The sequence below is a fragment of the Curtobacterium sp. C1 genome, assembly GCF_021049325.1.
GTDB classification, from domain to species: domain Bacteria; phylum Actinomycetota; class Actinomycetes; order Actinomycetales; family Microbacteriaceae; genus Curtobacterium; species Curtobacterium citreum.
Genome location: NZ_CP088076.1, coordinates 986,272 through 1,000,899, shown reverse-complemented (window position 1 = coordinate 1,000,899; position 14,628 = coordinate 986,272). Strand labels below are relative to the sequence as shown.

The 14,628-nt window shown below is 72.5% G+C and carries 11 protein-coding genes, 1 tRNA gene and 1 riboswitch; of the genes, 8 read left to right on the top strand and 4 right to left on the bottom strand.

Translation table 11 applies throughout. The features are described 5' to 3' along the window. Nucleotides 1–41: 41 nt before the first annotated feature. The 5 genes from LQK89_RS04905 (at nucleotide 42) to LQK89_RS04885 (ending at nucleotide 3,642) form a co-directional block, all read left to right on the top strand. Entirely contained in the window at nucleotides 42–605 is a 564-nt protein-coding gene (locus LQK89_RS04905) for a MarR family winged helix-turn-helix transcriptional regulator (RefSeq protein WP_231050364.1), read from the top strand. After that, nucleotides 602–1,840: an MFS transporter gene (locus tag LQK89_RS04900; protein ID WP_231050363.1), complete on the top strand. Its 1,239-nt coding sequence runs from the start codon at nucleotides 602–604 to the stop codon at nucleotides 1,838–1,840. The genes LQK89_RS04905 and LQK89_RS04900 overlap by 4 nt, the downstream gene beginning before the upstream one ends. A 601-nt stretch (nucleotides 1,841–2,441) precedes the next feature. After that, nucleotides 2,442–3,080 (top strand): oligoribonuclease, encoded by a 639-nt coding sequence (gene orn / locus LQK89_RS04895; RefSeq protein ID WP_058740498.1) that lies wholly within the window; start codon nucleotides 2,442–2,444, stop codon nucleotides 3,078–3,080. Between the two features lie 67 nt (nucleotides 3,081–3,147). Beyond that, a tRNA-His gene (locus LQK89_RS04890) sits at nucleotides 3,148–3,220 on the top strand. Between the two features lie 77 nt (nucleotides 3,221–3,297). Continuing rightward, nucleotides 3,298–3,642 (top strand): metallopeptidase family protein, encoded by a 345-nt coding sequence (locus LQK89_RS04885; protein WP_058740497.1) that lies wholly within the window; start codon nucleotides 3,298–3,300, stop codon nucleotides 3,640–3,642. A gap of 138 nt (nucleotides 3,643–3,780) precedes the next feature. On the opposite strand, the gene LQK89_RS04880 is transcribed toward LQK89_RS04885, so the two are convergent. The 4 genes from LQK89_RS04880 to LQK89_RS04865 form a co-directional block, all read right to left on the bottom strand. Further along, nucleotides 3,781–4,347 (bottom strand): ATP-binding protein, encoded by a 567-nt coding sequence (locus tag LQK89_RS04880; RefSeq protein ID WP_231050362.1) that lies wholly within the window; start codon nucleotides 4,345–4,347, stop codon nucleotides 3,781–3,783. Then, nucleotides 4,340–6,766 carry an ATP-binding cassette domain-containing protein gene (locus tag LQK89_RS04875; protein WP_231050361.1) on the bottom strand — a complete coding sequence of 809 codons (2,427 nt, stop codon included), beginning with the start codon at nucleotides 6,764–6,766 and terminating at the stop codon, nucleotides 4,340–4,342. Before LQK89_RS04875 ends, LQK89_RS04880 begins: the two co-directional genes overlap by 8 nt. Beyond that, on the bottom strand, nucleotides 6,763–7,404 hold the full coding sequence (locus LQK89_RS04870) for an ECF transporter S component (protein WP_058740494.1): 642 nt from the start codon (nucleotides 7,402–7,404) through the stop codon (nucleotides 6,763–6,765). The genes LQK89_RS04875 and LQK89_RS04870 overlap by 4 nt, the downstream gene beginning before the upstream one ends. Next, nucleotides 7,399–7,510: riboswitch (TPP riboswitch) on the bottom strand. It overlaps the preceding gene by 6 nt. A gap of 80 nt (nucleotides 7,511–7,590) precedes the next feature. After that, the gene (locus tag LQK89_RS04865) at nucleotides 7,591–7,914 is read right to left on the bottom strand and encodes a hypothetical protein (protein WP_058769316.1); all 324 of its coding nucleotides are present in this window, start codon (nucleotides 7,912–7,914) and stop codon (nucleotides 7,591–7,593) included. 129 nt (nucleotides 7,915–8,043) lie between these two features. On the opposite strand from LQK89_RS04865, the gene glgX reads away from it, so the two are divergent. Genes glgX through treZ form a run of 3 tightly spaced genes read left to right on the top strand, consistent with a single transcriptional unit; the run spans nucleotide 8,044 to nucleotide 14,566 of the window. Beyond that, nucleotides 8,044–10,359 (top strand): glycogen debranching protein GlgX, encoded by a 2,316-nt coding sequence (gene glgX / locus LQK89_RS04860; protein ID WP_231050360.1) that lies wholly within the window; start codon nucleotides 8,044–8,046, stop codon nucleotides 10,357–10,359. Beyond that, on the top strand, nucleotides 10,356–12,815 hold the full coding sequence (gene treY / locus LQK89_RS04855; RefSeq protein ID WP_231050359.1) for a malto-oligosyltrehalose synthase: 2,460 nt from the start codon (nucleotides 10,356–10,358) through the stop codon (nucleotides 12,813–12,815). The genes glgX and treY overlap by 4 nt, the downstream gene beginning before the upstream one ends. Further along, nucleotides 12,812–14,566: a malto-oligosyltrehalose trehalohydrolase gene (gene treZ / locus LQK89_RS04850; protein ID WP_174778645.1), complete on the top strand. Its 1,755-nt coding sequence runs from the start codon at nucleotides 12,812–12,814 to the stop codon at nucleotides 14,564–14,566. The genes treY and treZ overlap by 4 nt, the downstream gene beginning before the upstream one ends. Nucleotides 14,567–14,628 lie beyond the last annotated feature (62 nt).

The following is a 14,628-nucleotide window of genomic DNA, read 5'->3' as shown; positions in this document are numbered from 1 at the left end:
GACCTGTTGACGGATGCATAGGTCGGCTATATAGTTCCGCTATGGAACCGACCAGGGCGCAGACGATCGAGACGCTCCTCGTCTCGGTGAACCGCCTGATCCGCGCGGCCGCACAGGCGACGGGGAACCCGACCTCGGCGGCCGTGTGGCGCACGCTCGGCATCCTCGAGACCGACCAGCCCCTGCGGCTCGGGGAGCTCGCGGCACTGTCCCGCGTCGCGCAGCCGACCATGACCCGGCTCGTCGCGGGGATGCTCGCGGACGGACTCGTCACCCGCACGGTCGACCCGGACGACTCCCGCGGGCAGCTCATCGAGATCACGCCGGCCGGCCACGACCGCCTCGTGACGTGGCGGGCCACCATCACCGAGACCGTCGGGCCCGTGTTCGCCGACCTGGACGACGACGAGTGGGACGTGCTGCACGACGCGGCCGAGGTCATCGCGTCGCGGGTCGCGGTGCCGCTCGCGGTTCCTTCCCCCGGCGGTCCGGGCGCCGGCCCGTCGTCGACCGCCCTGTCGTCCAGGGCGTCGGGCGCCGCCCCGTCGTCCACCAGCCCGTCCCCCACCAGCCCGTCGTCCACCAGATCGGAGATCCACGCGTGAACGCCCACGCCCCCGCTGCCTCGGGCAGCATCCTCAAGCAGTCCTCCGCGGTCTGGGCGATCGCCTTCGCCTGCGTCGTCGCCTTCATGGGCATCGGCCTCGTCGACCCGATCCTGCCCGCGATCGCGACCTCGCTGGACGCGACCGCAGCGCAGACCGAACTGCTCTTCACGAGCTACCTCGCCGTCACCGGCGTCGCGATGTTCTTCACCAGCTGGGTGTCCAGCCGCATCGGCGCGAAGAACACCCTGCTCATCGGGCTCGCGCTCATCGTGGTGTTCTCGGTGCTCGCCGCCACGTCGGGCAGCGTCTGGAACATCATCGGGTTCCGCGCCGGCTGGGGTCTCGGGAACGCGCTCTTCATCTCCACCGCACTCGCGACCATCGTGGGTGCGGCCTCGGGCGGCACCGCGTCGGCGATCATCCTGTACGAGGCGGCGCTCGGCCTCGGCATCGCCGTCGGCCCGCTCGTCGGAGGCCTGCTCGGCTCGGTGAGCTGGCGCGGCCCGTTCTTCGGCGTCACGACGCTCATGGCCGTCGCGTTCATCGCCGTCGTCGCGCTCCTCAAGAACTCCGGGCTCGAGAAGCCCACGCCCACCCGGCTCTCCGCCCCGTTCCGTGCCCTGCGCCGACCGGCACTCGCGGCCCTGGCGGCCACCGCGCTCTTCTACAACATCGGCTTCTTCGTCCTGCTCGCCTACACGCCGTTCCCGCTCGGCTTCGGTGCACTCGGCATCGGCTTCACGTTCTTCGGCTGGGGCGTCGGGCTCGCGATCACCTCGGTGTGGGTCGCGCCGATGCTCACCGCCCGGCTCCGTCGCACGACGGTCCTGAAGATCGCGCTGCCCCTGCTCGCGCTCGACCTGTTCGCCGCGGCCGTCGTCGTGCGGTCGCAGCCGGGCCTGATCGTCTGCGTGATCGTCGGCGGACTCGTGCTCGGTGTCCTGAACACCGTGCTCACCGAGTGCGTCATGGAGGCGACGGACCTCCCCCGCTCCGTCGCCTCGAGCGCGTACTCCGCGGTGCGCTTCATCGGTGGCGCGATCGCCCCGCCGGTCGCGACGCTGCTCGCCGACGCGATCGCCCCCTCGGCGGCGTACGTGTTCGCCGGGGTCTCGGTGGCGATCGCGTTCGTGGTGGTCGTCGCGACGACGAAGGTCCTGCGCCGGGTCGACGACGGGGCTGAGCCCGAGCGCGTCGAGGCCGAGGCGATCTCGGCGGGCGAGATGGTCTGACGTTCCTCGCGGGGCTGACCGGACGGCTCGGGGTGCTGCGGCGCTCCGAGCCGTTCGTGTGTGCGCGAGTGGGGCGGGTCGGGTCTCGGGGCTCGGGGCTCGGGGCTCGGGGCGAGCGGGCGAGCGGGCGAGCGGGCGAGCGGGCGAGCGGGCGAGCGGGCGAGCGGGCGAGCGGGCGAGCGGGCGGAATGCGCGGCGGCCTCCTGGCGAGCGGGTCGGTTTTCGCCCGCTCGCGGGCTGGATCCGTGAGCCGTGGATGCGCCAGCACCGTGCCCCTCCGCGAGCGGGACGTGCGTCGGACGGCGTCAGTCAGCAGCGCTGGAACGCGAGCGGGCGGAACGTGCAAGGAGTCCGGCGGACGGCGCGCCGATTCCGCCCGCTCGCGGACAGCGCAGCGGCTGGTCGCCCGAGTCGGACGGCTCGGCCGGCTCGGACAGCTCGGCCGGCTCGGTCGGCTCGGACGGGAGGCACGGGTCGACTCCGCCACGCGGCGCACCAGCACGGGGCGCGGCCGGTCCCTGCGCGCCCGGCAGCGTGGTCGCCGTCCACAGGAGTCGGAGCGCGGGCAGCAGCGTCACACCCGCGGAATAGGATCGTCGGCATGGCAACTGCGAACGACCGCCTCGTCTGGATCGACTGCGAGATGACCGGCCTGGACCTCCAGGTCGACGAGCTCGTCGAGGTGGCCGTCGTCATCACCGACTTCGACCTCGTCCCGGTGCACCCCGGGTTCGACATCGTCATCAAGCCGGACCAGTCCGCGCTCGACAACATGAACGAGTTCGTCACGAACATGCACACGACCTCGGGCCTCATCGACGAGATCCCGCACGGTGTGAGCCTGGCCGACGCCGAGTACCAGGTGCTCGAGTACATCCTCCAGCACGTCCCCGCCGAGGGCTCCGCTCCCCTGGCCGGCAACACGATCGGCACCGACCGCGCCTTCCTCGCCAAGTACATGCCGCGCGTGGACGGCCACCTGCACTACCGCAGCGTCGACGTCTCCAGCATCAAGGAGCTCTGCCGCCGCTGGTTCCCGCGCGTGTACTTCAACGCGCCGGAGAAGCACGGCGGGCACCGTGCCCTCGCCGACATCCTCGAGTCCATCCGCGAGCTCGAGTACTACCGCCGCGCGGGCTTCATCCCCGAGCCCGGTCCGACGACCGAGGACGTGCGTGCCGTCGCCGCCTCGGTGGTCGAGCAGTGGGCCCCGCGGCTCGCCCAGCCCGCCGCCGAGTAGTGGTCCGCGCAGGCCGCGGCATGTACTACTATTGAGGGGTTGCTCCGGCCAGTCCGGGGTCAGCATGGTGGGTATAGCTCAGTTGGTAGAGCGCCTGGTTGTGGTCTAGGAGGTCGCGGGTTCGAGACCCGTTACTCACCCGGTTGACGAAGGCCCCGTCCTGATGGACGGGGCCTTCGTCGTTCTCGGATGCGCATGTGCCACGATCGTGCCCGTGATGGAGATGTCCGCCGACGCGTTCGAGCAGCTCGTGACCGACGAGCTCGACCGGCTGCCCGACGAGATGGTCGACGGACTCGACAACGTCGTCTTCGTCGTCGAGGACGAACCCGAGGACGGTTCCGACCTGTTCGGCGTCTACGACGGGGTCGCCGCGACCGAGCGTGGCCAGTACGGCTTCGGCGAGCTCCCGGACCGGATCGTGGTGTTCCGGAAGCAGCACCTGCTGGAGTGCGACACCGTCGAGGAACTCCGGGACGAGGTCCACACGACGCTGGTGCACGAGATCGGGCACTTCTACGGGATCGACGACGAGCGGCTGCACGAACTCGGATGGGCGTAGCGACCACGAATCCACCCACGTGGCGACCACGAGTCCACCCGCGGAGCGACCACGAGTCCACCCGCGGAGCGACCACGAGTCCACCCGGGGAGCGACCACGAGTCCACGCACAGCGCGACCCCGGGTCCACCCGCCCCCCTACGTCCGCACCACCAGGTCGGCCAGCGCCGCCGGGTCCTCCGCCGCGATGAAGGACGCCTCCTGCGCTGCCCACCGGTCCCACTCGCGGGCGAAGACCTCGCCGTCACGGCCGATCGCCCGGTCGCGCCGGACGGTGTCGTCCGCCTCGAGCCAGACGCGGAAGGTCGCGAGCGGCGCCGAGGCCCGGGACAGCGCACCGCACCCCTCGACGACGAGCGGCACGCCCGGGTCGATCGACTCCCACCCCGCCGGGCTCGACGTCGTCCAGTCCCACCGCCGGTAGCCGGAGTGGGCGCCGAGGACGTCCGTCACCACCGCGTCAGCCGCCGCACGGAGCCCGTCCCACCCCGGGTAGACGTCGTCGAGGTGCACGACCCGGGCGCCGAGCCGGTCCCCGAGGGCGTCGCCGAGCGTCGTCTTGCCGGTCCCCGAGCGCCCGTCGACCAGCACGACGAGCCGCCCCCGCCCGGAAGCCGCACGGAGATCCGGAGCAGCACCAGCAGCGGCAGCGGCAGCGGCAGCTGTCGCCGCAGCCGCGAGGCCGTCCACGACCCCGTCAGACACGCCACGTCCCCGCGCCCACCGCCACCGCGACCGAGACCGCACCGATCCCGACGAGCACCGCGACCATCGCCCACTCGGGGCCGCCGAAGCGCGCCGGTCGCGCCCACGTCCGCCGACCCGGCGCCCCGAACCCTCGCGACTCCATCGCCACCGCGAGCGTCGTCGCCCGCCGGAGCGCGAGCACGAGCAGCGCGAACGCCATCGATGCACCCCGACGCAGCCGCCCGGTGTCGGCCAACCCCCGGGCACGCCGGGCACTGCGCAGCTGCCGCCAGTCCCCGCCGAGCAGGGTCGTCATCCGCACCGCCGCCAGCGCCCCGAGCACGAACCGCGCTGGCAGCCGCAGGAGCTGCGCCAGCCCGTCCGCCAGGTCGGTCGGGTCGACCCGCACGAACAGTGCAATCGCCGGCAGTCCGACGGCGAGCACCCGAAGCGCGGTGGCCAGGGCGAGCTCGAGCGACCCGTCGGTGACGTGCACGAAGCCGAGGTCGAACCACTCGCGTCCGGACGGCCGGCCGTACAGCGCGATGCTCACGGCCGTCAGCGGGACCGCTGCGGTCAGGGGTGCGGTCCGGAGCAGGAGCGTGCGCCAGGGGATGCGGAGCAGCGGCAGCAGCAGGACCTCGAGCAGGAGCGCGACGGCTGCGGACACGACGTCCAGGCTCAGGACGAGCAGCAGGCCGAGCGCGAGCACCCCGAGCAGGGACGCGACGGGCTGCACCCCGCGGATCCCGCGGGGCCGGGCGGGAGGCACGGATCGCCCTCGCGCGTCCGCTGCGGTCCCCGGGACGACCGGCCGGGCATCCCCCGTCACGTCGGCGACGACACCGTCCGCCGTCCCCGGGCCGGTCGGCCGCAGACCGCCCGGGCCGGCTGGTCGCAAGCCCTCCGGGCCGAGCACCACCTCGTCCGCGTCGAGCGCCCGCACCAGGTCACGGTCGTGCGTCACGGCGACGACAGCCGTCCCCGCGTCCGCGAGCGCGCCGAGCCGGTCCACGACGGCCTGCCACGTGGCGCGGTCCTGTCCGGAGGTCGGCTCGTCGAGCACGAGCACGTCGGGCTCCGCCGCGAGTACCGTGCCGATCGCGAGCCGTCGCTGCTCGCCGCCGGACAGCGTGAAGGGGTTCGCGTCCGCCAGGTGCGCCAAGCCGAGGTCGTCGAGCACCCGATCCACCCGGTCCTCGACGTCCGCTTGACCGAGCGCCCGAGGTCCGGCGGCGAGCTCCTGCCGTACGGTGGCCGCGACGAACTGGTGCTCGGGGTCCTGGAACACCGTCCCGATCCGGCCGGCGAGCTCTCGGCTGGACCAGGACGACGGCGCCGCCCCGGCCAGGCCTTGCCGGAGGGCGGAGGTGGCCTCGAGGACGCCGGCGTCGGGCGCGAGCAGCCCGGCGAGCGTCAGGCCGAGCGTCGACTTCCCGACGCCGTTCGGCCCGGTCACCGCCAGCACACGCCCGCGCCGGACCGTCAGGTCGATGCCGCTGCCGACCCGGTGCCCCCGGCCGCGCGCCGTCGCGAGTCCCCGAGCATCGAGCAGCGCCCGAGCGTGCGCGCGGTCCTCCCCGGGGACCGCCTGCCGAGCCGAGCCCCGAGCGGGCTCCGACCCGGGCACCCACACGCCCGCCGCCGCGAGCGCCGGACCGTGCGCGGCGAGGACCTCGGTCGGCGTGCCGTCCGCGACGACCCCGCCGGCGGGAGCGAGCAGCACGAGCCGGTCGACCAGGTCGAGCCAGGTGCCGATCCGGTGCTCGACGACGAGCAGCGTCGCACCGGTCTCGTCGAGGACCGCGCGCACGGCGTCGTGCACCTGACGCACGCCGTCCGGGTCGAGGTTCGCGCACGGCTCGTCGAGCACGAGCGCGCCGGGACGCATCGCGAGCACGCCCGCGAGTGCGAGCCGCTGCCGCTGCCCGCCGGACAGCGCGGTCGTGGACCGGTCGAGGGGCAGGTCGAGGCCGACCACGTCGAGCGCCGACCGGACGCGCCGCCAGGTCTCGTCCCGCGGCACGCCGGTGTTCTCGCAACCGAACGCGACGTCGTCCCCGACGCGCGACATCACGGTGTGCGCCTCGGGGTCCTGCATGACGAGGCCGACCCGCCCGCGGACCGTCCCCGGTGCGGCATCGTCGACGAGCACCGTGCCCTGGACGGCCGCGGCGGTGTCGTCCTCGGGGTCCGGCTCGTCGGGCAGCACCGCGGCGACGGCCCGCAGCAGCGTCGACTTGCCCGCGCCGGACGGTCCGACGACGGCGACCCGCTCCCCCGGGCGCACCGCGAGGTCGACTCCGCGGACCGCCCACTCGTCGCGGGCGGCGTAGCGCCACCCCCAGTCACGGAAGACGATGCCGGCCGGGCCGGTGCTCGCCGGGACCTGGGTCGCGGGCGCTGCGTCCGCGCGACCGGCGGACACGGCCGTCACGCCGCGCTGCGGGTCGTGCGCTTGGCGTGCTCCCGGCCGACCGCGAACTGCGACAGGACTCCGGTCGCGGCGAGCGCCCGGACGATGGCCCAGGACCCGGCACCCGCGATGACGGCGCCGGAGACCACGGCGCACACGACGTAGACGGCCTTGAACCCGGCGTCGAGCCCCGGGTACCACAGGACGGTGTCGTTGATGCCGAGCGCGAGCCCGGCGGCCGCGCCCGCGAGGACGACGACCGGCAGCCGGTACACGCGGTACAGGAACAGCGCGAGGACGAGCTCGGCGCCGAGGCCCTGCACGAGGCCGGCCTCGAGCGTCAGCCACCCCCACTGCGTGCCGAGCAGCGCCTCGACCGAGGCGGCGACCATCTCGGCGTACAGGGCGGCTCCGGGCTTCCGCACGACGATCGCGACGATCGGCCCGGCGAGCAGCCAGACGCCGCCGAACAGCGACTGCGATCCCGGCAGGACGAGGGCGGCTCCCGCACTGAGCGGCTCGTAGCCGAACTCCCAGAGCTTGAAGACGACGCCGATCGCGACCGCGAGGACGCTGGCGACGACGATGTCGACCACGCGCCAGCGGAGCGACCGCCGGAGGGTGGTGGACGGGACGGTGGACTGCATGGTTGCAGGCATGGTGCTGACTCCTCCCTGCGCCGGCATGACCCGGATCAGGTTCGACGGTCGGAGCGCCGTTCGCTCCCTCTCAGCCCGGTGGTCCCGGACTCCCGTGTGTGTGGCAGCAGTCTAGACGGGTGACGACCAGATGACGGACGGGAGGACCGTGGCGGCGTCGCCACGATCCTCCCGTCCGTCCTGTGGTCACTTCTTGAGTGCGCGGACCACCTTGGCGAGCGCCTTGCCGGTCACCCAGATGGTCGGGATGCTGACCGCGAGCAGCGAGATGAGGTTCGGCTCGAACTGCAGGTCTTGTCCGGGACGGCGCACGTAGGCGCCGACGGGGATCGACACGCCGCCGCCACCCCCGCCGCCGTTGTCGTCGCCGTCCCCGCCGCCGCCGAAGCCGAACCAGCCCAGCGACACCGGGATGAGGGTCTGGTCGCCGACCTCGACCGGCTCGCCGTAGTTGGTGGAGACGCCGATCGGGCGCACCTTGTCTGCGATCTGACTCACGATGTTGGCCATGCGCGCGAGGCTACTCGGCCACTCCTCCACAGCGACGCGCGGAGTCACCCTCGTCCACTGCTGGGGCTTGTCTGCGGACGCGGAGGGGCCGCGCCGATACGTTGGCGACACCCACACCTGGAGGACCGTTTGCACACCTGGCCCGGCAGTCCGTACCCCCTCGGGGCGACCTACGACGGCAGCGGCACGAACTTCGCCCTGTTCAGCGAGGTCGCCGACCGCGTGGAACTGTGCCTCTTCGACGACGCTGGGAACGAGGAGTGCGTCGACCTGGTCGAGGTCGACGCGCACGTCTGGCACGCGTACCTGCCCAACGTGGCACCGGGGCAGGAGTACGGCTTCCGCGTGCACGCCCCGTACGACCCGGCGAGCGGACTGCGCGGCAACCCGAACAAGCTGCTCCTCGACCCCTACGCCAAGGCGACCAGTGGCGACATCGACTGGGACCAGGCGCTGTTCTCGTACACGTTCGGCGACCCGGACTCGACCGACGACCAGGACTCGGCGCCCCACATGATGAAGGGGGTCGTCATCAACCCCTTCTTCGACTGGCAGGGCGACCGGTCGCCGGGCATCCCGTACGGCGAGACCGTCATCTACGAGGCCCACGTCAAGGGCCTCACAGAGACGCACCCCGACGTCCCCGAAGAACAACGGGGCACCTACGCCGGCGTCGCGCACCCGGCGGTCATCGAGCACCTGAAGCGTCTGGGCGTCACCACCCTCGAGCTCATGCCGGTGCACCAGTTCGTGAACGACTCCACCCTGCAGGAGAAGGGGCTGTCGAACTACTGGGGCTACAACACCATCGGGTTCTTCGCGCCGCACTCGCACTACTCGTCGTCCGGCGACCGCGGGCAGCAGGTGCAGGAGTTCAAGGCGATGGTGCGCGAGCTGCACCGTGCGGGGATCGAGGTCGTGCTCGACGTCGTCTACAACCACACCGCCGAGGGCAACCACCTCGGGCCGACGCTGTCGTTCCGCGGTATCGACAACGCCGCCTACTACCGCCTGGTCGAGGACGACAAGCGGTACTACATGGACACCACGGGCACCGGCAACTCGCTCAACGTGGGTCACCCGCACTCGCTGCAGCTGATCATGGACTCGCTGCGGTACTGGGTGACCGAGATGCACGTGGACGGGTTCCGCTTCGACCTCGCGGCCGCCCTGGCGCGGGAGTTCTACGAGGTCGACCGGCTCGCAGCCTTCTTCGAACTGGTCCAGCAGGACCCGATCGTGTCGCAGGTCAAGCTCATCGCGGAACCGTGGGACGTCGGTCCCGGCGGCTACCAGGTCGGCAACTTCCCGCCGCAGTGGTCCGAGTGGAACGGCAAGTACCGCGACACCGTGCGCGACTTCTGGCGCGGTGAGCCGTCGACCCTCGGCGAGTTCGCGTCCCGCATCTCCGGGTCGGCCGACCTGTACGAGCACGACGGCCGGACCCCCAAGGCGAGCATCAACTTCATCACCGCCCACGACGGCTTCACGCTGTACGACCTCGTCGCCTACAACGAGAAGCACAACGAGGCCAACGGCGAGGACAACAACGACGGCGAGAGCCACAACCGCTCGTGGAACTCCGGCGTCGAGGGGCCGACCGACGACCCGGCGGTGCACGCGCTCCGGCTGCAGCGTCGCCGGAACTTCCTCGCGACGCTGCTCCTCAGCCAGGGCGTGCCGATGATCGCGCACGGTGACGAGCTCGGGCGGACCCAGGGCGGCAACAACAACGTCTACGCCCAGGACTCGCCGATCAGCTGGATCGACTGGGAGCACGCCGACGACGAGCTCATCCAGTTCACCGCCGACGTCGTGAAGCTCCGGCACGACCACCCGACCTTCCGCCGCACGCGGTACTTCAACGGCCGTCCGGTCCGCCGGAGCGAGGGCGAGCCGCTCCCCGACGTCGTGTGGCTGACGCCCTCCGGTGATGCGATGGACCCCGAGGACTGGGACTCCGGCTTCGGCAAGAGCGTCGGCATGTACCTGAACGGCGAGGGCATCCGCGGGCGCGACCGCTGGGGCGAGCGGGTCACCGACGTGGCGTTCCTGACGTACTACAACGCGCACGACGACGTCGTGACGTTCACCCTGCCCCCGGAGGAGTACTCGCCGGGGTGGACCGTGCGGATCGACACCGCCGACCCGGGTGCCCGCGACGAGGTCCTCGACGCCGGGACGCCGCTCGACGTCCCCGCGCGGTCGATGATCGTGCTCCGTGCCGAGCCGGACCACGAGGTGACGACGGCCCCGGTCGACGCCGCCACGGACACGAAGCCGTCCACGCCGACCAACCCCGCGGCCTCGCCCACCACCTCGGCGACGGACCCAGCGGGCACCGACCCGTCGACCTCCGAGCCCGCGAGCTCCGAGCCCGCGAGCTCCGAGCCGGCCGACGACAGCGCCACTCCCGAACCCGACAGCACAGGAGCCACCAGGTGACCGCCAGACGCGTCCCCACGTCCACCTACCGACTGCAGGTCACACCCGACTTCGACCTGACCCGGGCGCAGGACGTGGTCGAGCACATCCGCGACCTCGGCGCCGACTGGGTGTACCTCTCCCCCGTGCTGCAGGCAGAGCCCGGTTCGCAGCACGGCTACGACGTCGTCGACCACTCCCACGTCGACACCGAGCGCGGCGGCGACGCAGCGCTGCGCGGGCTCGCCGAGGCCGCCCACGCCGCCGGACTCGGCGTGCTCGTCGACGTCGTCCCGAACCACGTCGGCGTCGCGACACCCGAGGCGAACCCGTGGTGGTGGTCGCTGCTCGAACAGGGCCAGGCCAGCCCGGTCGCGTGGGCGTTCGACGTCGACTGGGAAGCCGGCGACGGCAAGGTCCGCGTCCCCGTGCTCGACGACCGCCTGCTCGACGCCGTCGAGCTGCGTGACGGTCGGCTGTACGTCGGCGAGACCGCCTACCCGACCGCTCCCGGCACCGTGCAGGACGGCGACGACGTCGAGACCGTGCACGCCCGCCAGCACTACGCGTTCGTGCACTGGAAGCGCGCGGACCACGAGCTGAACTACCGCCGGTTCTTCGCGGTGAACACCCTCGCGGCGATCCGCGTCGAGGAGCCCGAGGTGTTCGCGGCCTCGCACGACACGATCGGCGGCTGGTTCCGCGACGGGCTCGTCGACGGCCTGCGGATCGACCACCCGGACGGCCTGTACGACCCGGCCGGGTACCTGCAGGACCTCGCGGACCTGACCGGCGGGGCCTACACGCTGGTCGAGAAGATCCTCGAGCCGGGCGAGCAGCTCCCGTCCTCGTGGCCCGTCGACGGCACCACCGGCTACGACGCGCTCGGCGTCGTCGACCGCGTCTTCGTCGACCCCGCGGGCGAAGAGGCGCTGACCGCCGCGTCCGGTGCCGAACCGACCGACTGGCAGCAGCTGACCCACGACACCCGCCGGGGCATCGCCGACGGGATCCTCGGCAGCGAGGTCGCGCGACTCGCCCGGCTCCTCGCGTCGACGGCCGGTGACCTGCCGCAGGAGCGCGTGGTCGACGCGGTGGCCGAGATCGTCGCATCGTTCGACGTCTACCGCACCTACCTGCCCGAGGGCGTCCACCACCTGATCGCCGCCCTGGAGCGCGCGGCCGAGACGCGACCGGACCTGGACGACGTGATCGACCGGATCGCGCCGGCGCTCGTCGACCCCGGGCACGCCGCGGCGCTCCGCCTGCAGCAGACCTCCGGCATGGTGATGGCGAAGGGCGTCGAGGACACCGCGTTCTACCGGACGTCGCGCCTGAGCTCCCTGAGCGAGGTCGGCGGCGACCCGAGCGTGTTCGCGGTGTCGGTCGACGACTTCCACCAGGCGCAGCGCGAGCGTCAGGGCAGCTGGCCGCACACGATGACCACGCTGACCACGCACGACACCAAGCGGAGCGAGGACACCCGCGCCCGCATCGCGGTGCTCGCCGAGCTCGGGTCGGAGTGGTCGAGCGCCCTCGAGCAGCTGAACGCCCTCGCGCCGCTCGACGACGCGGTGTTCGCGGACCTGCTCTGGCAGGCGATCGTGGGTGCCCGACCGGCCAGCCGCGAGCGCCTGCACGCGTACGCCGAGAAGGCCTCGCGCGAAGCCGGGGACAGCACGACCTGGACCGAACCGGACGAGGCCTTCGAACAGCAGATGCACGCCCTCGTGGACGCCGCGTTCGACGACCCGCGCGTGGTCGCGGTGCTCGACGAACTCGACCGCACGATCGACGCGGCCGGCTGGTCGAACGGGCTCGCGCAGAAGCTGGTCCAGCTGACGATGCCGGGCGTCCCGGACGTCTACCAGGGCACCGAGGCGTGGGACCGCTCGCTCGTCGACCCGGACAACCGCCGCCCGGTCGACCACACGGAGCTGCGGCACGTCCTCGCGACGCTCGACGGCCCCGAGGGCACCGGTCCGGAGCAGCTACCCGAGGTCGGCCTGGACGGTGCGGCGAAGGTCCTCGTGACGAGCCGCGCCCTGCGGGTCCGACGCGACCACCCCGAGCTCTTCACCCGGTACCTCGGGCTCGAGGCCACCGGCATCGCCGCCGACCACGTGCTCGCGTTCGACCGCGGCGGTGCCGTGACGGTCGCGACGCGGCTGCCCGTCGGGCTCGAGCGCGTCGGAGGGTGGGGCGACACGCTCGTCCACCCGGTGCCGGCCGACCGGGTCGACCTGCTGACCGGTCGTCGCTTCCCGGCGTCCCGCGGCATCGCCCTGTCGGCGCTGCTCTCCGACCTGCCCGTCGCCCTGCTCGTCCCGGTGGACGTCGCCGACGCCGACCCCACCGGAGCCGAGCACGACGCCGCACCGGTGACGTCCGGCGCGGACCCCGGCACGAGCACGAACAACACCGCTGCGGTCTCCGACCAGCAGGCCGAGATCGAGATCCTGGAGGGTCACGCATGACCGTTCCCGCCCGCTACGCCGTCTGGGCGCCGAACCCCGAGCGCGTACGCCTGGTCGTCGACGGTACCGAGTACGCCATGACCCGCGGCGAGGACGACTGGTGGGCGACCGACGAGGTCGTCCCCGTCGTCGGCGCGCGCTACGGCTTCCGCATCGACGACGACGACTCCGTCCGACCCGATCCGCGCAGCCGGTACCAGCCCGAGGGCGTGCACGGCCCGTCCGAGGTCGTGGACCCCGAGCGCTTCGCCTGGACCGACGATTCGTGGACCGGTCGGCCCGCCCGTGGGGCCGTGATCTACGAGATGCACGTCGGCACCTTCACCCCCGAGGGCACGCTCGACGCCGCGGCCGCCAAGCTCGACCACCTCGTCGAGCTCGGGGTGGAGTTCGTCGAGCTGCTCCCCGTCAACGCGGTGAACGGCGAGTGGAACTGGGGCTACGACGGTGTCGGCTGGTTCGCCGTGCACCACCCCTACGGCGGTCCCGACGCCTACGACCGGTTCGTCGACACGGCGCACGCGCTCGGCCTCGGCGTCATCCAGGACGTCGTGTACAACCACCTCGGGCCCAGCGGGAACTACCTGCCGCTGTACGGGCCGTACCTGCTCCAGGGGCTCGGCAACACGTGGGGTGACTCGGTCAACGTCGAGGACCCCGAGGTCCGCCGGTACGTGCTCGACAACGTGCGCATGTGGTTCCGCGACCACCACGTCGACGGACTCCGGCTCGACGCGGTGCACGCCATCCGCGACACCACCCGGCCCCACGTCCTGCAGGCGATGGCCTCCGAGACCGAGGCGTACGCGCAGTCCGTCGGCCGCCCGCTGTCGCTCATCGCGGAGTCGGACCTCAACGACCCGGTCATGTTCCGCCCGCAGGAAGCCGGCGGGTACGGGCTCACCGGTCAGTGGTCCGACGACTTCCACCACGCGGTGCACGTGGCGGTCACCGGGGAGACGAACGGCTACTACGCCGACTTCGCCCCGCTGTCGGCGCTCGCGAAGGTCCTGGACCACGGGTTCTTCCACGACGGCACGTGGTCGTCGTTCCGCGGGAAGCGGCACGGTCGACCGATCGACCGCGGGACCTCGCCCGCGACCGCCCTCGTCGTCGCGAACCAGAACCACGACCAGATCGGCAACCGGGCCGCAGGTGACCGGCTCGCCGCGACCCTCGACGACGAGTCGCTCGTCATCGCGGCCGCGCTGACCCTGCTCGGGCCGTTCACGCCCATGCTGTTCATGGGCGAGGAGTTCGCCGCGACGACGCCGTGGCAGTTCTTCACCTCGCACCCGGAGCCCGAACTCGGCAAGGTGACGGCCGAGGGACGCATCAAGGAGTTCGCGCAGCACGGCTGGGACGAGTCGACGGTGCCCGACCCGCAGGACCCGACGACGTTCACGAACTCCAAGCTCGACTGGGCCGACGTCACCTCGGAGCGGGGTGCGACGATCCTGCGCGCCTACCGGGTGCTCGTCGCGCTGCGTCGGACCGAGCAGGCGTTCGTCGATCACCGCTACGAGGCGAACGCGGTCCGCTTCGACGCGGACGACCGGTGGCTCGTGCTCACGCGCGGGCTGCTCGGACCCGACGCAGCGCCCGTCCACGTCGTCGTGCACTTCGCCGACGACGCCGCGGACGTGCCGGTCCCGGACAGCTCGGGCGAGGAGCTCTACCGGTTCGGGTCGGCCTCGGTCGAGGACGGCCGCGTCCACTTCGACGGCCGCGGGATCGTCGTGCTCCGGTAGTCACCAGGGCGACGGTGGACACCACGGCGACGGTGGTCACCAGGGCGACCACCGGACGGACG